Origin of the sequence: Escherichia sp. WS1368 (assembly GCF_046487485.1) — a bacterium.
In the GTDB taxonomy this organism is placed as follows: domain Bacteria; phylum Pseudomonadota; class Gammaproteobacteria; order Enterobacterales; family Enterobacteriaceae; genus Escherichia; species Escherichia coli.
The window spans coordinates 640,907-658,153 of the sequence record NZ_JBJQJI010000001.1; the positions used below are offsets into that span (position 1 = coordinate 640,907).

Sequence of the window (17,247 nt, forward strand, 5' to 3'; positions counted from 1 at the left end):
TAATGCTAACTTGCTTTAAAGCTTATGATATTCGCGGGAAACTAGGCGAAGAACTGAATGAAGATATCGCCTGGCGCATTGGGCGTGCCTATGGCGAATTTCTCAAACCGAAAACCATTGTGTTAGGCGGTGATGTCCGCCTCACCAGCGAAACCTTAAAACTGGCGCTGGCGAAAGGTTTACAGGATGCGGGCGTCGATGTGCTGGATATCGGTATGTCCGGCACCGAAGAGATCTATTTCGCCACGTTCCATCTCGGCGTGGATGGCGGCATTGAAGTTACCGCCAGCCATAATCCGATGGATTATAACGGCATGAAGCTGGTGCGCGAGGGGGCTCGCCCGATCAGCGGGGATACCGGACTGCGCGATGTCCAGCGCCTGGCAGAAGCCAACGACTTCCCTCCCGTTGACGAAACCAAACGCGGTCGCTATCAGCAAATCAATCTGCGTGACGCTTACGTTGATCACCTGTTCGGTTATATCAATGTCAAAAACCTCACGCCGCTCAAGCTGGTGATTAACTCCGGGAACGGCGCGGCGGGTCCGGTGGTGGACGCTATCGAAGCCCGCTTTAAAGCCCTCGGCGCACCTGTGGAATTAATCAAAGTACACAACACGCCGGACGGCAATTTCCCCAACGGTATTCCTAACCCGCTGCTGCCGGAATGCCGCGACGACACCCGCAATGCAGTCATCAAACACGGCGCGGATATGGGCATTGCCTTTGATGGCGATTTTGACCGCTGTTTCCTGTTTGACGAAAAAGGGCAGTTTATCGAGGGCTACTACATTGTCGGTCTTCTGGCAGAAGCGTTCCTCGAAAAAAATCCCGGCGCGAAGATCATCCACGATCCGCGTCTCTCCTGGAACACCGTTGATGTGGTGACCGCCGCGGGCGGCACTCCGGTGATGTCGAAAACCGGACACGCCTTTATTAAAGAACGTATGCGCAAGGAAGACGCCATCTACGGTGGCGAAATGAGCGCCCACCACTATTTCCGTGATTTCGCTTACTGCGACAGCGGCATGATCCCGTGGCTGCTGGTCGCCGAACTGGTGTGTCTGAAAGGAAAAACGCTGGGCGAACTGGTGCGCGACCGGATGGCGGCGTTTCCGGCAAGCGGTGAGATCAACAGCAAACTGGCGCACCCCGTTGAGGCGATTAATCGCGTCGAACAGCATTTTAGCCGCGAGGCGCTGGCGGTGGATCGCACCGATGGCATCAGCATGACCTTTGCCGACTGGCGCTTTAACCTGCGCTCCTCCAACACCGAACCGGTGGTGCGGTTGAATGTGGAATCGCGCGGTGATGTACCGTTGATGGAAGAAAAGACAAAACTTATCCTTGAGTTACTGAACAAGTAATTCAGTAATTTCATATAAATGGGTTTTAAAAAACGGAAAAGATGAGATATCCGGTGTGGTATAGCCAAGGTAATGCTATTCAGTATCTCTATGAGTGAGTTAACATCTATACCACATTTAAGCCGCACACTTCGCGGTGACCACCCCCTGACAGGAGTAAACAATGTCAAAGCAACAGATCGGCGTCGTCGGTATGGCAGTGATGGGGCGCAACCTTGCGCTCAACATCGAAAGCCGTGGTTATACCGTCTCTATTTTCAACCGTTCCCGTGAAAAGACGGAAGAAGTGATTGCCGAAAATCCAGGCAAGAAACTGGTTCCTTACTATACGGTGAAAGAGTTTGTTGAATCTCTGGAAACGCCTCGTCGCATCCTGTTAATGGTGAAAGCAGGTGCAGGCACGGATGCTGCTATTGATTCCCTCAAACCATATCTCGATAAAGGCGACATCATCATCGATGGTGGTAACACCTTCTTCCAGGACACCATTCGTCGTAACCGTGAGCTTTCTGCCGAAGGCTTTAACTTTATCGGTACCGGTGTTTCTGGTGGTGAAGAAGGTGCGCTGAAAGGGCCTTCCATTATGCCTGGTGGGCAGAAAGAAGCCTATGAACTGGTTGCGCCGATCCTGACCAAAATCGCTGCAGTGGCTGAAGACGGTGAGCCATGCGTTACCTATATTGGTGCTGATGGTGCAGGTCACTATGTGAAGATGGTTCACAACGGTATTGAATACGGTGATATGCAGCTGATTGCTGAAGCCTATTCTCTGCTTAAAGGTGGCCTGAACCTCACCAACGAAGAACTGGCGCAGACCTTTACTGAGTGGAATAACGGTGAACTGAGCAGTTACCTGATCGACATCACCAAAGATATCTTCACCAAAAAAGATGAAGACGGTAACTACCTGGTTGATGTGATCCTGGATGAAGCGGCTAACAAAGGTACCGGTAAATGGACCAGCCAGAGCGCGCTGGATCTCGGCGAACCGCTGTCGCTGATTACCGAGTCTGTGTTTGCACGTTATATCTCTTCTCTGAAAGATCAGCGTGTTGCCGCATCTAAAGTTCTCTCTGGTCCGCAAGCACAGCCAGCAGGCGACAAGGCTGAGTTCATCGAAAAAGTTCGTCGTGCGCTGTATCTGGGCAAAATCGTTTCTTACGCCCAGGGCTTCTCTCAGCTGCGTGCTGCGTCTGAAGAGTACAACTGGGATCTGAACTACGGCGAAATCGCGAAGATTTTCCGTGCTGGCTGCATCATCCGTGCGCAGTTCCTGCAGAAAATCACCGATGCTTATGCCGAAAATCCGCAGATCGCTAACCTGCTGCTGGCTCCGTACTTCAAGCAAATTGCCGATGACTACCAGCAGGCGCTGCGTGATGTCGTTGCTTATGCAGTACAGAACGGTATTCCGGTTCCGACCTTCTCCGCAGCGGTTGCCTATTACGACAGCTACCGTGCTGCTGTTCTGCCTGCGAACCTGATCCAGGCACAGCGTGACTATTTTGGTGCGCATACTTATAAGCGTATTGATAAAGAAGGCGTGTTCCATACCGAATGGCTGGATTAATCTGATTTAACCAACAATAAGATTGAGGCCCGGCGTATATTGCACCGGGCTTTTTTTTGCCAAACATCTTATAGACTAAATTTCACTGCTTAATATTAACTTAATAAATATCAGCTATTCTTATAAAGAAAATCTGAATTGTTTTTCGTTGCGTTGACCATCTGACAACGTAGCGTTAAAACTTTTAACTCTTATCAGGATGCTAAAAACATCATGATTCACAGTTAAGTTAATTCTGAGAGCATGAAATGAAAATTACCATTTCCGGTACTGGCTATGTAGGCTTGTCAAACGGGCTTCTAATCGCACAAAATCATGAGGTTGTGGCATTAGATATTTTACCGTCACGCGTTGCTATGCTGAATGATCGGATATCTCCTATTGTTGATAAGGAAATTCAGCAGTTTTTGCAATCAGATAAAATACACTTTAATACCACATTAGATAAAAATGAAGCCTACCGGGATGCTGATTATGTCATCATCGCCACTCCAACCGACTATGATCCTAAAACTAATTATTTCAATACATCCAGTGTAGAATCAGTAATTAAAGACGTAGTTGAGATAAATCCTTATGCGGTTATGGTGATCAAATCAACGGTTCCCGTTGGTTTTACCGCAGCGATGCATAAGAAATATCGTACTGAAAATATTATTTTCTCTCCGGAATTTCTCCGTGAGGGTAAAGCCCTTTACGATAATCTCTATCCTTCACGTATTGTCATCGGTGAGCGTTCAGAACGCGCAGAACGTTTTGCTGCGTTATTACAGGAAGGCGCGATTAAGCAAAATATCCCAACCCTGTTTACCGACTCCACTGAAGCAGAAGCGATTAAACTTTTTGCTAATACCTATCTGGCGATGCGCGTAGCGTACTTTAATGAGCTGGATAGCTATGCAGAAAGTTTAGGTCTGAATACTCGCCAGATTATCGAAGGCGTTTGTCTCGATCCGCGTATTGGCAACCATTACAACAATCCGTCGTTTGGTTATGGTGGTTATTGTCTGCCGAAAGATACCAAGCAGTTACTGGCGAACTACCAGTCTGTGCCGAATAACCTGATCTCGGCAATTGTCGATGCAAACCGCACGCGTAAAGATTTTATTGCCGATGCCATTTTGTCACGCAAGCCGCAAGTGGTGGGTATTTATCGTCTGATTATGAAGAGCGGTTCAGATAACTTCCGTGCGTCTTCCATTCAGGGGATTATGAAACGTATCAAGGCGAAAGGCGTTGAAGTGATCATCTACGAACCGGTGATGAAAGAAGATTCATTCTTCAACTCTCGCCTGGAACGCGATCTCGCCACCTTCAAACGACAAGCCGACGTCATTATTTCCAACCGTATGGCAGAAGAGCTTAAAGATGTGGCAGATAAGGTCTACACCCGCGATCTCTTTGGCAGCGACTAACATCCTGTTATCAGGGCTATTTACGCCCTGATTGTCTTTTGTTACTTGCGTAACAATTCATTATTTTTATCAATTATCCTATAGCATTCATGAGGATTATCGCTAAACTATGCGGACTTGGAAATTTCCGTCAGTTAGGGTAATGATGAGAGTAGAAAATAATAATGTTTCTGGGCAAAACCATGACCCGGAACAGATTGATTTGATTGATTTACTAGTGCAGTTGTGGCGTGGCAAGATGACAATCATCATTTCCGTCATTGTGGCTATTGCCCTGGCTATTGGATATTTGGCAGTAGCGAAGGAGAAATGGACGTCAACAGCAATTATCACTCAGCCCGATGTGGGGCAAATTGCTGGCTATAACAATGCCATGAATGTTATCTATGGTCAGGCTGCACCGAAAGTATCGGATTTGCAGGAGACGTTAATTGGTCGCTTCAGTTCTGCCTTCTCTGCATTAGCAGAAACGCTGGATAATCAGGAAGAACCAGAAAAACTTACCATCGAACCTTCTGTTAAGAACCAGCAATTACCATTGACTGTTTCTTATGTTGGGCAAACTGCAGAGGGCGCACAAATGAAGTTGGCCCAATACATTCAGCAAGTTGACGATAAAGTGAATCAAGAGTTAGAAAAGGATCTCAAGGACAACATTGCTCTGGGACGGAAAAACTTGCAGGACTCTTTAAGAACGCAGGAAGTGGTTGCGCAGGAGCAGAAAGATCTGCGTATCCGTCAGATTCAGGAAGCGTTGCAGTATGCGAATCAGGCGCAGGTGACAAAACCGCAAATTCAACAGACTGGCGAAGATATCACACAAGATACGTTGTTCCTTTTGGGGAGCGAAGCGCTGGAGTCGATGATTAAGCATGAAGCGACCCGTCCGTTAGTGTTCTCACCAAACTACTATCAGACTCGTCAAAACCTGCTGGATATCGAAAGCTTAAAAGTTGATGATCTTGATATTCATGCTTACCGTTATGTGATGAAACCGACGTTACCTATTCGTCGCGATAGCCCGAAAAAGGCAATTACCTTGATTCTGGCGGTGCTGCTGGGCGGCATGGTTGGCGCGGGGATTGTGCTGGGGCGTAACGCTCTGCGTAATTACAACGCGAAGTAATCTTTTCGGTTTTAAAGAAAACGGGCAGGGTGGTGACACCTTGCCCGTTTTTTTTGCCGGATGCGACAACAACATCGCATCCGCTCAGCACGCCACTCACTGATGCCGTTTACGCAGGTTCTCAATTACCGTCGTTAAATCCAGATCCTGATCCTGCAACAACACCAGCAGGTGATACATCAAGTCAGATGCTTCGTTGGTCAGTTCAAAGCGGTCATGCACCGTTGCGGCCAGTGCGGTTTCCACGCCTTCTTCGCCCACTTTCTGCGCAATGCGTTTGGTGCCGCTGGCATACAGTTTGGCTGTGTAAGAGGTTTCCGGGTCGGCAGATTTGCGTTCGGCGAGCAGTTGTTCCAGTTGATACAGGAACAGCCACTGGTGAGCGGTGTCGCCGAAGCAGCTGCTGGTACCTTTGTGGCAGGTTGGCCCGATTGGATTTGCCAGCACCAGTAACGTGTCGTTGTCGCAGTCCGGAGCAATACTCACCACATTGAGAAAATTGCCCGACGTTTCGCCTTTGGTCCACAGTCGCTGTTTAGTGCGCGAGAAGAAGGTGACATTGCCGCTTTCGATGGTTTTGTCCAGAGCTTCCGGGGTCATATAGCCCAGCATTAACACTTCGCCAGATACCGCGTGTTGCACAATCACCGGCATAAGTCCGTCGGTTTTTTCCCAGTCCAGTTCGCGACGTTGTTGTTCTGTTAACATATCCTGATCTCCACGCCCTGTGTTGCCAGGTACGCTTTTAATTCACCAATATTGATTATTTGTTTGTGGAATACGGAAGCTGCCAGCGCGCCGTCAACGTCGGCATCGCGGAAGGCTTCCAGGAAGTGTTCCATGGTGCCCGCGCCACCGGAGGCAATTAGCGGGACGTGGCAAACTTCACGCACTTTTTTCAGTTGTTCGAGGTCGTAACCGTTACGCACGCCGTCCTGATTCATCATGTTGAGGACGATTTCTCCGGCACCGCGTTTTTGCACTTCCTGTACCCAGTCGAGCGTTTCCCACTGAGTGACGCGAGTGCGGCTTTCGTCGCCGGTATATTGATTCACATGATATTTACCGGTTTCGCCGTCGTACCAGGTATCAATACCGACCACAATACACTGCACGCCAAAGCGATCCGCCAGGCGAGTGATTAATGTCGGCTCCGCCAGCGCAGGGGAGTTGATGGAAATTTTATCCGCGCCAAAGGAAAGAATTTTCGCGGCATCTTCCAGAGACTTAATCCCACCCGCCACGCAGAACGGAATGTCGATCACTTCCGCCACGCGAGATACCCAGCTTTTATCTACCACACGGCCATCGCTGGAAGCGGTGATATCGTAGAACACCAGTTCGTCAGCGCCTTCTTCAGCGTAGCGTTTTGCCAGCGGCACGATATCGCCAATGATTTCATGGTTGCGAAACTGTACGCCTTTCACCACCTGACCATCACGAACGTCGAGACATGGAATTATGCGTTTTGCCAGCATGCGATGGCCTCCTTCACGGTGAATTTACCTTCCAGTAATGCACGACCAACTATTACGCCGCGCACGCCAGTGCCACGCAGGGCAGCAACATCGTTAATGTCGCCAATGCCGCCGGATGACTGAAATGCCACCTGCGGGTATCTGGCGCACACTTCTTCATATAAAGAGACGTTAGAGCCTGCCAGCGTGCCGTCGCGCGAGATATCAGTACACAGCACATGTTTCAGGCCGACGGGCAAATAGGTTTCCACCAGTTGTTCCAGTGAAACGCCCGAGTTCTCTTGCCAGCCGCTGACTGCCACCTGCTTGTTGCCTTGCTCGTCAATACGGACATCCAGCGCCAGCACTAAGGCATCGGCACCGAAACGTTCAAACCAGCCTTTCACCATTTCTGGTGATTTCACCGCGGTGGAGCCAACCACCACGCGCGCAACGCCCGCTTCCAGTAACGCCGCCACGTCTTCTTCGCTACGCACGCCGCCGCCAACCTGCACCGGAACGTTAACGCCCGCCACCAGGGTTTTAATCAGCGGGATTTGACGTCTAGCCGGATCTTTTGCCCCGGTCAGATCCACCAGATGCAACACTTCGGCACCCTGCGCGGCGTAATCCTGTAAGCGCGGCAGCGGGTCGTTACCGTAATCGCGCTGTTTGCCGTAATCGCCCTGATGGAGACGCACCACAGTGCCGTCGATTAAATCTAATGCCGGAATAATCATCACATCTCCAGGAAGTTTTTCAGCAACTTAGCGCCAGCGGCACCAGAACGCTCCGGATGGAACTGCACGCCGTAGAAGTTATCTTTTTGTACCGCCGCGGTGAACGGTTCGCCGTAATTACACTGGGCGATGGTCCACGGATTGACCGGCATTGCGTAGCTGTGAACAAAGTAAAAGTACGCGCCATCTTCAATCCCCTGAAACAGGCGGTTGCCTGCCTGCGGGTAAACGCGGTTCCAGCCCATATGCGGCAGTGGCAGACCAAAGTCGGTCATTTTCGGCACGTCTTCGTCGATGATGCCCAGCAAATCGACGCCGTTGCTCTCTTCGCTGCGCCGCCCCAGCAGTTGCATCCCTAAGCAGATGCCCAGCACCGGTTGGGTACAGGCTTTGATGAGATCAAACAGTTCGCGCTCACGGACCTGATCCATCGCTGCTTGTGCGGTGCCTACGCCGGGTAAAAATAGTTTATCGGCCAGCAACACGACGTCCGGGTCACGGCTGACTTTGGGTTCATAACCGTGACGCACAATGGCTGACTTCACCGAGTTCAAATTGGCGCAGCCGGTATCAAGGATCACCACGTTCATTACAGCACTCCTTTCGACGAGGGCAGGGTATCGCCTTCCACGCGGATGGCCTGGCGCAGGGTACGACCAAAGGCTTTGAACAGGCTTTCTACACGGTGATGATCGTTTTTACCTTTGGTTTTCAGGTGCAGCGTCACGCCCATGGTGTAAGAGAGTGAGCGGAAGAAGTGTTCGATCATTTCAGTGCTGAGATCGCCCACGCGCTGGTAGGTAAACTCGGCTTTATATTCCAGGTGCGGGCGACCAGAGATATCCAGCGCGCAGCGGGCAAGGCATTCGTCCATCGGTAGCACAAAACCAAAGCGACAAATACCGCGTTTATCGCCGAGGGCAATTTTTAACGCTTCGCCCAGCGCCAGGCCGGTATCTTCGACGGTGTGGTGATCGTCGATATAGAGGTCGCCTTTGACGTTGATTTCCATGCGGAAACCGCCGTGGGTGGCGATCTGATCCAGCATATGATCAAAGAAGCCAACGCCGGTGTTAATCTTGCTGCCACCTTCGCGATCCAGCCACACCTGGACGTCAATCTGCGTCTCTTTGGTGTTGCGCACTACATGGGCGTAACGGTCTCGTTTAGTGAGTTGCTCGCCAATCATCGGCCAGTTCAGGGTTTCACGGTCGTAGCGTAAACCATTAATGCCCATGTTTTCCGCCAGTTGAATGTCGGTCGCGCGATCGCCAATCACATAACTATTGGCACGATCCATCGCTTGCTCAGCGAGATAACGCTCCACCAGTTTTACTTTCGGCTTACGGCAGTCGCACTCATCTGCGGGCAGGTGCGGGCAAATCAGCACTTCATCAAACTGTACGCCTTGCGAGGTGAAGATCTGCATCATTAGGTTGTGCGGACCATCGAAATCCGCCTGCGGGAAACTTTGTGTTCCCAGACCATCCTGATTAGTGATCATCACCAGTTTGTAGCCCGCTTTTTGCAGCTTCAGCAGTTCCGGGATCACGCCCGGTTCAAAGGCGAGTTTGTCAAAACGATCCACCTGAAAATCACTCGGCGGTTCGCTAATCAGGGTTCCATCGCGATCGATAAAAAGATACTTCTGACTCATCAAACTTGCTCCGCACGTAAGGCGTCAATGACGCGCTGGCTTTCTTCACGGGTTCCGACGGTAATTCGCAGGCAGCCGCTTAAAGAGGGTTGTTTATTCTGATCACGTAAGATAATGCCCTGATCCCACAAAGATTTAAACACTGCGCTGGAGGCTTTAAAGCGCGCCAGAATGTAGTTGGTTTCAGAGTCAAAAACCTGCTCCACGCAGGAGATTTCTTTCAGTGCGGCAATCAGATATTCGCGTTCTGCAATAATTTGCGCCACCCGTTCGCGCATGGCGACGCTCCCCTGCGGGCTTAACGCCTGGGCCGCAATGTCGGCAACCGGCGTCGAGAGCGGGTAGGGGGCGATCACTTTCATCAACAGGTTGATGACTTCTTCGTTTGCCAGCGTAAATCCGCAACGAAGGCCCGCCAGAGCAAAAGCTTTCGACAGTGTGCGTAAAATAGCCAGGTGCGGATATTCCGCCAGCCAGCCAGCCAGCGATGCCTGCGGGCAAAACTCGATATAGGCTTCATCGGCAACCACAATCGCTTTACCGCGGGTTAACTCCAGCAGAGTGCGAAAATCCTGCGGGTTGATCAGTTGCCCGGTCGGGTTGTTGGGGCTGCAAACATAGACCACTTTTACGCCGTCCAGCTTGTCGGAAATGCCCTGTAAGTCCAGTTGCCAGTTGTCCAGCGTCGGCACTGTGCGGCACTCGACGCCAATGGTTTCAGCGCTGACGCTGTACATGCCGTACGTTGGCGGGCAGTAGAGGATGGCGTCTTTACCTGGTTCGCAAAAAGCGCGAATCAGTAGTTCAATACCTTCGTCCGCGCCACGGCTGACCAGCACCTGCTCCGGTTTTACGCCTGCATACTGCGCGTAATTTTCAATCACCGCTTTCGGCTGACATTCCGGGTAGCGGTTGAGCGTTTGCTGAGTAAGCTGAAACTCCACGGCTGTGGGGTATTCGTTGGCGTTCAGCCAGACGTCGCCGTTACCGCCCAGACGACGCGCCGACTGATACGGCGTCAGGTTGCGGACGTTTTCACGCGCTAAATCGGTAATAGTCACGGTGCTCATGCTTGCTCCTTAAGGGCGTTAACACGCAAAGTAACGGCATTTTTATGGGCGGTCAGGCGCTCGGCGGCGGCCAGTGTTTCAATGGTCGAAGCCAGCGCGGAGAAACCTTCTTTCGACAGTTCCTGCACGGTCATGCGCTTCTGGAAATCTGCCAGCCCGAGGCTGGAACAGGTGGCGGTGTAACCGTAAGTCGGCAGAACGTGGTTGGTGCCGGAGGCGTAATCACCTGTCGATTCCGGTGACCAGTCACCCAGAAATACCGAACCGGCACTGGTGATGCCATCGACCAGATCGCGGGCGTTGCGGGTCTGGATGATCAGGTGCTCCGGGCCGTACTGGTTAGATATCTCCACGCACTGCGCTAAATCTTTAGTCACGATCAGACGGCTGGCGCTCAGTGCCTGACGGGCGGTTTCGGCACGCGGCAGCTCTGCCAACTGGCGTTCGACAGCTTCGGCTACGCGACGCGCCATCTCAGCATCGGGCGTCAGTAAAATCACCTGAGAGTCCGGGCCGTGTTCAGCCTGGGAAAGCAAATCAGAAGCCACGAAATCCGGCGTAGCGCCGCTGTCAGCAATCACCAGCACTTCCGACGGGCCTGCGGGCATATCGATCGCCGCACCGTCCAGACGCTGGCTCACCTGACGTTTTGCCTCGGTGACAAAGGCGTTTCCTGGCCCGAAGATTTTGTCCACTTTCGGCACAGATTCCGTACCAAACGCCAGCGCGGCAATGGCCTGTGCGCCGCCGACGTTAAACACGTCCTGCACGCCGCACAGCTGCGCCGCGTAAAGGATCTCATCGGCAATCGGCGGTGGTGAGCACAGCACCACTTTTTTACAGCCCGCAATACGCGCCGGAGTTGCCAGCATTAATACCGTTGAGAAGAGCGGGGCGGAGCCGCCAGGAATATACAAACCCACTGAAGCCACCGGGCGCGTGACTTGCTGGCAACGTACGCCTGGCTGCGTTTCTACATCTACCGGCGGCAGTTTTTGCGCAGTGTGGAAGGTTTCAATATTCTTTACTGCCACCGCCATCGCCTGTTTTAGCTCGTCGCTCAGGCGTTCGCTGGCGGCGGCGATCTCCTCAGCAGACACCTTCAGCGCGGTAACCGTGGTTTTATCAAACTTCGCGCTGTATTCCCGCAGGGCGTCATCACCGCGTGCTTTCACGTTATCGAGAATATCGTTAACAGTGCGGGTAATGCTTTCAGAAGCGGAGATCGCCGGGCGCATTAACAGCTGGCGTTGTTGCTCCGCAGTACAGCTATTCCAGTCAATGATTGTGTTAAAGCTCATGGCGATCACTCCATCATCTTCTCAATCGGCAGCACCAGGATTGAACTGGCACCCAGCGCTTTCAGTTTTTCCATCGTTTCCCAGAACAGGGTTTCGCTACTGACCATGTGCATCGCTACGCGCTGTTGATCACCTGCCAGCGGCAGAATAGTTGGGCGTTCGGCACCTGGCAGCAGGGCGATGACTTCATCCAGACGTTCAGTCGGTGCGTGCATCATGATGTATTTTGATTCGCGCGCCTGGATCACGCCCTGAATACGGGTCAGCAGCTTGTCGATCAGTTGCTGTTTAGATTCTTCCATTTCGCCATCGCGCTGGATCAGGCAGGCTTTCGAGCGGTAGATAACTTCGACTTCGCGCAGGCCGTTAGCTTCCAGCGTGGCACCGGTGGAAACCAGATCGCAAATCGCATCCGCCAGTCCGGCGCGCGGGGCGACTTCAACAGAACCGTTCAGTAAGCAGGATTTAAAAGAGATGCCTTTCTGGTCGAGATAACGCTTGAGCAGGTGAGGATAAGAGGTGGCGATACGTTTACCGTTTAAGGAGAGCGGACCGTCCCAGGCTTCATCAACCGGCGTTGCCAGCGAAAGGCGGCAGCCGCCGAAATCCAGTCGACGCAGGGTAAAGTAGCGCGGATCTTCACCCTGGGCTCGGCGGTTAAGCAGCTCTTCTTCCAGCACGTTTTCGCCGATAATCCCAAGGTCTACCACGCCGTCCATTACCAGACCGGGAATGTCGTCGTCACGCACGCGCAGAATATCAATCGGCATGTTTTCTGCCATCGCGATCAGGCGCTGGGTGTGAAGATTGATTTTAATGCCACAGCGCGCCAGCAATTCGCGTGAGTCATCACTTAAACGGCCGGATTTCTGCATAGCTATGCGTAAACGAGTGTTGTCTGTCATTTTCTTATTCCTCTTTAAACCTGTCTGAACCGTTATCAACAGCGCAATAAAAAAGCCCCCGGAAGGTGATCTTCCGGGGGCTTTCTCATGCGTTCATGCACCACTGGAAGATCTGAATGTCTTCCAGCACACACCGCCTGAAAGACTAGTCAGGATGATGGTGATGATGGTGGTGTTTAAATTGAACGCGTGTCATAAAAGTCTCTGTGAATGTTTATTCAACTGATGTCTTTTAACCTAAACCACTTTCACGTTAGAAAGCAAGGGCTTTTTTATATATTTTATGGCGATGGATTTGTTTAATGAATGAGCGGGGAAAGGAGGGGGCTAAGAGGACTGTCCTCTAACCTGACGGCACCAAAAATAGCGAAGCCTGGATTTTCGTCTCACTGACAATATCTTGATCTACAAACTAATTAATAAATAGTTAATTAACGCCCATCATTGTACAATGAGCTGTACATAAGAGGAGATTGATATGCGTACAATTAGCTACAGCGAAGCGCGTCAGAATTTGTCGGCAACAATGATGAAAGCCGTTGAAGATCATGCCCCGATCCTTATTACTCGTCAGAATGGAGAGGCTTGTGTTCTGATGTCACTCGAAGAATACAACTCGCTGGAAGAGACGGCTTATCTACTGCGCTCCCCCGCTAACGCCCGGAGATTGATGGACTCAATCGATAGCCTGAAATCAGGCAAAGGAACGGAAAAGGACATTATTGAGTGAAACTAATCTGGTCTGAGGAGTCATGGGATGATTATCTGTACTGGCAGGAAACAGATAAGCGAATTGTTAAAAAGATCATTGAACTTATCAAAGATACCCGCAGAACACCATTTGAAGGTAAGGGGAAGCCAGAACCCCTGAAGCATAATTTGTCAGGCTTCTGGTCCCGACGCATTACAGAGGAGCACCGTCTGGTATACGCGGTTACCGACGATTCACTGCTCATTGCAGCATGTCGTTATCATTATTGAACAGATTCATTCATAGAATGAATTGTCAGTTTTGATACGCTAGCGTAGCCTTATAGATCTAAGGTGTATCAGGAGATAACGGATGAAAAAGGTCGCAATTGTCGGGTTAGGGTGGTTAGGCATGCCGCTGGCGATGTCACTTTCAGCGCGAGGCTGGCAAGTCACCGGGAGTAAAACCACGCAAGATGGTGTCGAAGCGGCCCGAATGAGTGGCATTGATAGTTATCTGCTTCGCATGGAGCCTGAGTTAGTTTGCGATTCTGACGATCTGGATGCCCTGATGGATACCGATGCGCTGGTCATTACGCTTCCGGCACGTCGTAGCGGCCCCGGCGATGAGTTCTATTTACAAGCGGTACAAGAGTTAGTGGATAGCGCGCTGGCCCATCGTATTCCCCGCATTATTTTCACCAGCTCAACATCTGTCTATGGCGATGCGCAAGGCACGGTGAAAGAAACTACCCCGCGTAATCCGGTGACCAACAGTGGACGAGTATTAGAAGAGCTCGAAGACTGGCTGCACAATTTACCCGGTACTTCGGTCGATATTCTGCGTCTTGCGGGGCTGGTCGGACCGGGACGTCATCCCGGACGCTTCTTTGCCGGAAAAACCGCCCCTGATGGTGAACATGGTGTTAATTTAGTCCATTTAGAAGATGTTATTGGCGCTATCACTCTGTTGTTACAGGCACCTAAAGGCGGACACATCTATAATATATGTGCGCCAGCTCACCCTGCGCGTAATGTTTTCTATCCGCAGATGGCCCGTTTACTGGGGCTGGAACCTCCGCAGTTCAGAAATAGTCTGGACAGCGGCAAAGGTAAGATTATTGATGGCAGTCGGATTTGTAATGAACTGGGGTTTGAATACCAGTATCCCGATCCGCTGGTAATGCCGCTGGAGTAAACGATCACGCCAGCAGGACGCCGCATACACTGCAAGGGGGCGTGTATGAAACCACTGCTGGATGTGTTGATGATCCTCGATGCCTTAGAAAAAGAAGGCAGTTTTGCGGCGGCGTCGGCCAAACTCTACAAGACGCCGTCCGCTCTGAGTTACACCGTTCACAAGCTGGAAAGCGACCTTAATATTCAATTGCTTGATCGTAGCGGTCACCGCGCTAAATTCACCCGTACCGGAAAAATGTTATTAGAGAAAGGGCGGGAAGTTCTGCATACCGTGCGGGAACTGGAAAAGCAGGCGATCAAACTGCATGAAGGCTGGGAAAACGAGCTGGTGATTGGCGTGGACGACACGTTTCCTTTTTCTCTGCTTGCGCCACTGATTGAAGCTTTTTATCAACATCATAGTGTGACGCGCCTGAAGTTTATCAATGGCGTACTCGGTGGTTCCTGGGATGCCCTGACTCAGGGGCGAGCGGATATTATTGTTGGCGCGATGCATGAGCCACCATCTTCCAGTGAGTTTGGTTTCTCGCGGTTAGGCGATCTGGAACAAGTCTTTGCGGTCGCGCCACATCATCCGTTAGCCCTGGAAGAAGAACCGTTAAACCGTCGTATCATTAAGCGATATCGGGCGATTGTGGTGGGGGATACTGCGCAGGCAGGCGCTTCTACGGCCTCACAACTTCTCGACGAACAAGAAGCCATTACCGTTTTCGATTTTAAAACCAAGCTGGAGCTGCAAATTAGCGGCCTTGGCTGCGGCTATTTACCCCGTTATCTGGCGCAACGTTTTCTCGATAGTGGCGCGTTAATCGAGAAGAAAGTGGTTGCCCAAACTCTCTTTGAACCCGTCTGGATTGGCTGGAACGAACAGACCGCAGGGCTTGCCAGCGGCTGGTGGCGAGATGAAATTTTAGCAAATAGTGCGATCGCCGGTGTTTATGCAAAATCTGATGACGGAAAATCAGCCATTTAAAGAAAAATTATTATGACAAGCCTCTCATTCTCTTGTCATTTCCCCCCCATTTAGGCACAATGCGCCGCTGTCAAAAAATGACTAAAAACCGACGTTTCATCAGCGTCGGTTATTTTTTGCTTCAAACCAATCATTCATACCAAGAGGCCGGGCTTCGTACCGGATAGATATTTACTAAAAATCGACAGTTGTTGTCGCTGAGGAATCCAAAAAAATGGGGCAATTTTTTGCTTACGCGACGGTTATCACCGTAAAGGAGAATGACCATGTCGCATAACGTTACTCCAAACACCTCTCGCGTGGAATTGCGTAAAACGCTTACGTTAGTTCCGGTTGTAATGATGGGTCTTGCCTATATGCAGCCGATGACGCTGTTTGATACTTTTGGTATCGTTTCAGGCCTCACGGATGGTCATGTGCCGACAGCCTATGCGTTCGCATTGATTGCGATCCTGTTTACGGCTCTGAGCTACGGGAAGCTGGTTCGCCGCTATCCTTCTGCTGGCTCTGCATACACTTACGCCCAGAAATCCATTAGCCCGACTGTCGGCTTTATGGTGGGTTGGTCTTCTCTGCTCGACTATCTGTTCGCGCCGATGATCAACATTCTGCTGGCGAAAATCTATTTTGAAGCTCTGGTGCCTTCCATTCCATCGTGGATGTTTGTGGTGGCGCTGGTGGCCTTTATGACCGCCTTTAACCTGCGTAGTCTGAAATCCGTAGCGAACTTCAACACTGTAATCGTCGTGTTGCAGGTAGTGCTGATCGCGGTGATCCTGGGCATGGTTGTTTATGGCGTATTTGAAGGTGAAGGCGCGGGTACGCTGGCGAGCACTCGTCCGTTCTGGTCTGGCGATGCGCATGTTATCCCGATGATTACCGGGGCGACAATCCTGTGCTTCTCCTTTACCGGCTTTGACGGCATCAGCAACCTGTCGGAAGAAACCAAAGATGCAGAGCGCGTGATCCCGCGTGCGATTTTCCTGACCGCGCTGATCGGCGGCATGATCTTCATCTTTGCAACTTACTTCCTGCAACTGTATTTCCCGGATATCTCTCGCTTTAAAGATCCGGATGCGTCACAGCCTGAAATCATGCTGTACGTTGCGGGTAAAGCGTTCCAGGTTGGCGCGCTGATCTTCTCCACCATTACCGTACTGGCGTCCGGTATGGCGGCGCACGCAGGCGTAGCGCGTCTGATGTACGTAATGGGGCGTGATGGCGTGTTCCCGAAAAGCTTCTTCGGTTATGTACACCCGAAATGGCGTACTCCGGCGATGAACATCATCCTGGTTGGCGCGATTGCTCTGCTGGCAATCAACTTCGACCTGGTAATGGCTACGGCGCTGATTAACTTTGGTGCGCTGGTGGCGTTCACCTTCGTTAACCTGTCGGTTATTTCGCAGTTCTGGATTCGTGAGAAGCGTAACAAGACGCTGAAAGATCACTTCCAGTATCTGTTCCTGCCGATGTGTGGTGCGCTGACCGTTGGTGCGCTGTGGGTTAACCTGGAAGAAAGCTCAATGGTTCTGGGTCTGATCTGGGCTGCTATCGGTCTGATTTACCTGGCTTGCGTAACCAAGAGTTTCCGTAACCCGGTTCCGCAGTACGAAGACGTAGCATAATCATCTTTTCTAATAATAAACCGGAGTCGAATGAACATTTGGCTCCGGTTTTTTTATTCTTTTTTATCGAAATCCTCATTAATAACCATTTGTTCTAATTTAGATAATTTGGTTATTGGTCTGCATTCCACCAGTCATGAATAATTTCCCC

General features: G+C 51.1%; 19 protein-coding genes and 1 other annotated feature. Of the genes, 10 read left to right on the plus strand and 9 right to left on the minus strand.

What is annotated here, in order from left to right; translation table 11 throughout:
• Positions 1–2: 2 nt before the first annotated feature.
• The 4 genes from cpsG to wzzB all read left to right on the plus strand — a co-directional run bounded on the left by cpsG (position 3) and on the right by wzzB (position 5,478).
• Complete coding sequence (cpsG, locus tag ACJHYD_RS02940) at positions 3–1,367, plus strand: colanic acid biosynthesis phosphomannomutase CpsG (RefSeq protein WP_000954427.1); 1,365 nt, start codon at positions 3–5, stop codon at positions 1,365–1,367.
• A gap of 163 nt (positions 1,368–1,530) precedes the next feature.
• Positions 1,531–2,937 (plus strand): NADP-dependent phosphogluconate dehydrogenase, encoded by a 1,407-nt coding sequence (gene gndA, locus ACJHYD_RS02945; protein WP_000043484.1) that lies wholly within the window; start codon positions 1,531–1,533, stop codon positions 2,935–2,937.
• Between the two features lie 248 nt (positions 2,938–3,185).
• Positions 3,186–4,352: a UDP-glucose 6-dehydrogenase gene (gene ugd / locus ACJHYD_RS02950; RefSeq protein ID WP_001590291.1), complete on the plus strand. Its 1,167-nt coding sequence runs from the start codon at positions 3,186–3,188 to the stop codon at positions 4,350–4,352.
• A gap of 145 nt (positions 4,353–4,497) precedes the next feature.
• Complete coding sequence (gene wzzB, locus ACJHYD_RS02955) at positions 4,498–5,478, plus strand: LPS O-antigen chain length determinant protein WzzB (RefSeq protein ID WP_001350693.1); 981 nt, start codon at positions 4,498–4,500, stop codon at positions 5,476–5,478.
• A 96-nt stretch (positions 5,479–5,574) separates the two neighbouring features.
• Here wzzB and hisIE read toward each other — a convergent pair whose 3' ends face one another.
• From hisIE to hisL, 9 genes are all read right to left on the minus strand, one after another.
• Positions 5,575–6,186, minus strand: a complete 612-nt coding sequence (hisIE, locus tag ACJHYD_RS02960; RefSeq protein ID WP_001578574.1) for a bifunctional phosphoribosyl-AMP cyclohydrolase/phosphoribosyl-ATP diphosphatase HisIE — start codon at positions 6,184–6,186, stop codon at positions 5,575–5,577.
• Complete coding sequence (gene hisF, locus ACJHYD_RS02965; protein ID WP_000880201.1) at positions 6,180–6,956, minus strand: imidazole glycerol phosphate synthase subunit HisF; 777 nt, start codon at positions 6,954–6,956, stop codon at positions 6,180–6,182. Before hisF ends, hisIE begins: the two co-directional genes overlap by 7 nt.
• Positions 6,938–7,675 (minus strand): 1-(5-phosphoribosyl)-5-[(5-phosphoribosylamino)methylideneamino]imidazole-4-carboxamide isomerase, encoded by a 738-nt coding sequence (gene hisA / locus ACJHYD_RS02970; protein WP_001559370.1) that lies wholly within the window; start codon positions 7,673–7,675, stop codon positions 6,938–6,940. Before hisA ends, hisF begins: the two co-directional genes overlap by 19 nt.
• On the minus strand, positions 7,675–8,265 hold the full coding sequence (gene hisH / locus ACJHYD_RS02975; RefSeq protein WP_001103586.1) for an imidazole glycerol phosphate synthase subunit HisH: 591 nt from the start codon (positions 8,263–8,265) through the stop codon (positions 7,675–7,677). Before hisH ends, hisA begins: the two co-directional genes overlap by 1 nt.
• On the minus strand, positions 8,265–9,332 hold the full coding sequence (hisB, locus tag ACJHYD_RS02980) for a bifunctional histidinol-phosphatase/imidazoleglycerol-phosphate dehydratase HisB (RefSeq protein WP_000080093.1): 1,068 nt from the start codon (positions 9,330–9,332) through the stop codon (positions 8,265–8,267). The genes hisH and hisB overlap by 1 nt, the downstream gene beginning before the upstream one ends.
• Positions 9,332–10,402 (minus strand): histidinol-phosphate transaminase, encoded by a 1,071-nt coding sequence (gene hisC / locus ACJHYD_RS02985; protein ID WP_000108952.1) that lies wholly within the window; start codon positions 10,400–10,402, stop codon positions 9,332–9,334. Before hisC ends, hisB begins: the two co-directional genes overlap by 1 nt.
• Positions 10,399–11,703, minus strand: coding sequence for a histidinol dehydrogenase (gene hisD, locus ACJHYD_RS02990; protein WP_410228798.1), 1,305 nt, complete (start codon positions 11,701–11,703; stop codon positions 10,399–10,401). The genes hisC and hisD overlap by 4 nt, the downstream gene beginning before the upstream one ends.
• 5 nt (positions 11,704–11,708) lie before the next feature.
• The gene (gene hisG, locus ACJHYD_RS02995) at positions 11,709–12,608 is read right to left on the minus strand and encodes an ATP phosphoribosyltransferase (protein WP_000131782.1); all 900 of its coding nucleotides are present in this window, start codon (positions 12,606–12,608) and stop codon (positions 11,709–11,711) included.
• A 46-nt stretch (positions 12,609–12,654) separates the two neighbouring features.
• Positions 12,655–12,778: a sequence feature (His leader region), on the minus strand.
• A complete protein-coding gene (gene hisL, locus ACJHYD_RS03000; RefSeq protein ID WP_001364200.1) occupies positions 12,754–12,804 on the minus strand; it encodes a his operon leader peptide in 51 nt (16 codons plus the stop codon). Its footprint overlaps the feature before it by 25 nt.
• A gap of 282 nt (positions 12,805–13,086) precedes the next feature.
• On the opposite strand from hisL, the gene yefM reads away from it, so the two are divergent.
• From yefM to plaP, 6 genes are all read left to right on the plus strand, one after another.
• The gene (gene yefM, locus ACJHYD_RS03005; protein ID WP_001259255.1) at positions 13,087–13,338 is read left to right on the plus strand and encodes a YoeB-YefM toxin-antitoxin system antitoxin YefM; all 252 of its coding nucleotides are present in this window, start codon (positions 13,087–13,089) and stop codon (positions 13,336–13,338) included.
• Positions 13,335–13,589, plus strand: a complete 255-nt coding sequence (yoeB, locus tag ACJHYD_RS03010) for a type II toxin-antitoxin system mRNA interferase toxin YoeB (protein ID WP_000767820.1) — start codon at positions 13,335–13,337, stop codon at positions 13,587–13,589. The genes yefM and yoeB overlap by 4 nt, the downstream gene beginning before the upstream one ends.
• A gap of 82 nt (positions 13,590–13,671) precedes the next feature.
• Positions 13,672–14,496 (plus strand): SDR family oxidoreductase, encoded by an 825-nt coding sequence (locus ACJHYD_RS03015; protein ID WP_000754756.1) that lies wholly within the window; start codon positions 13,672–13,674, stop codon positions 14,494–14,496.
• Between the two features lie 45 nt (positions 14,497–14,541).
• A complete protein-coding gene (locus ACJHYD_RS03020; RefSeq protein WP_000803351.1) occupies positions 14,542–15,471 on the plus strand; it encodes a LysR substrate-binding domain-containing protein in 930 nt (309 codons plus the stop codon).
• A 214-nt stretch (positions 15,472–15,685) separates the two neighbouring features.
• Complete coding sequence (gene yoeI, locus ACJHYD_RS03025; RefSeq protein ID WP_010723108.1) at positions 15,686–15,748, plus strand: membrane protein YoeI; 63 nt, start codon at positions 15,686–15,688, stop codon at positions 15,746–15,748.
• Positions 15,738–17,096, plus strand: a complete 1,359-nt coding sequence (gene plaP, locus ACJHYD_RS03030) for a putrescine/proton symporter PlaP (RefSeq protein WP_000019197.1) — start codon at positions 15,738–15,740, stop codon at positions 17,094–17,096. The genes yoeI and plaP overlap by 11 nt, the downstream gene beginning before the upstream one ends.
• Positions 17,097–17,247 lie beyond the last annotated feature (151 nt).

What these genes read in the sequence shown, in the direction of transcription:
- hisF (WP_000880201.1), bottom strand. Translation starts at nt 6,956, where the DNA reads ATGCTGGCAAAACGCATAATTCCATGTCTCGACGTTCGTGATGGTCAG.
- ACJHYD_RS03015 (WP_000754756.1), top strand. Translation starts at nt 13,672, where the DNA reads ATGAAAAAGGTCGCAATTGTCGGGTTAGGGTGGTTAGGCATGCCGCTG.
- hisH (WP_001103586.1), bottom strand. Translation starts at nt 8,265, where the DNA reads ATGAACGTGGTGATCCTTGATACCGGCTGCGCCAATTTGAACTCGGTG.
- hisC (WP_000108952.1), bottom strand. Translation starts at nt 10,402, where the DNA reads ATGAGCACCGTGACTATTACCGATTTAGCGCGTGAAAACGTCCGCAAC.
- wzzB (WP_001350693.1), top strand. Translation starts at nt 4,498, where the DNA reads ATGAGAGTAGAAAATAATAATGTTTCTGGGCAAAACCATGACCCGGAA.
- gndA (WP_000043484.1), top strand. Translation starts at nt 1,531, where the DNA reads ATGTCAAAGCAACAGATCGGCGTCGTCGGTATGGCAGTGATGGGGCGC.
- ACJHYD_RS03020 (WP_000803351.1), top strand. Translation starts at nt 14,542, where the DNA reads ATGAAACCACTGCTGGATGTGTTGATGATCCTCGATGCCTTAGAAAAA.
- hisG (WP_000131782.1), bottom strand. Translation starts at nt 12,608, where the DNA reads ATGACAGACAACACTCGTTTACGCATAGCTATGCAGAAATCCGGCCGT.
- plaP (WP_000019197.1), top strand. Translation starts at nt 15,738, where the DNA reads ATGTCGCATAACGTTACTCCAAACACCTCTCGCGTGGAATTGCGTAAA.
- hisB (WP_000080093.1), bottom strand. Translation starts at nt 9,332, where the DNA reads ATGAGTCAGAAGTATCTTTTTATCGATCGCGATGGAACCCTGATTAGC.
- cpsG (WP_000954427.1), top strand. Translation starts at nt 3, where the DNA reads ATGCTAACTTGCTTTAAAGCTTATGATATTCGCGGGAAACTAGGCGAA.
- hisIE (WP_001578574.1), bottom strand. Translation starts at nt 6,186, where the DNA reads ATGTTAACAGAACAACAACGTCGCGAACTGGACTGGGAAAAAACCGAC.
- hisD (WP_410228798.1), bottom strand. Translation starts at nt 11,703, where the DNA reads ATGAGCTTTAACACAATCATTGACTGGAATAGCTGTACTGCGGAGCAA.
- yefM (WP_001259255.1), top strand. Translation starts at nt 13,087, where the DNA reads ATGCGTACAATTAGCTACAGCGAAGCGCGTCAGAATTTGTCGGCAACA.
- hisA (WP_001559370.1), bottom strand. Translation starts at nt 7,675, where the DNA reads ATGATTATTCCGGCATTAGATTTAATCGACGGCACTGTGGTGCGTCTC.
- ugd (WP_001590291.1), top strand. Translation starts at nt 3,186, where the DNA reads ATGAAAATTACCATTTCCGGTACTGGCTATGTAGGCTTGTCAAACGGG.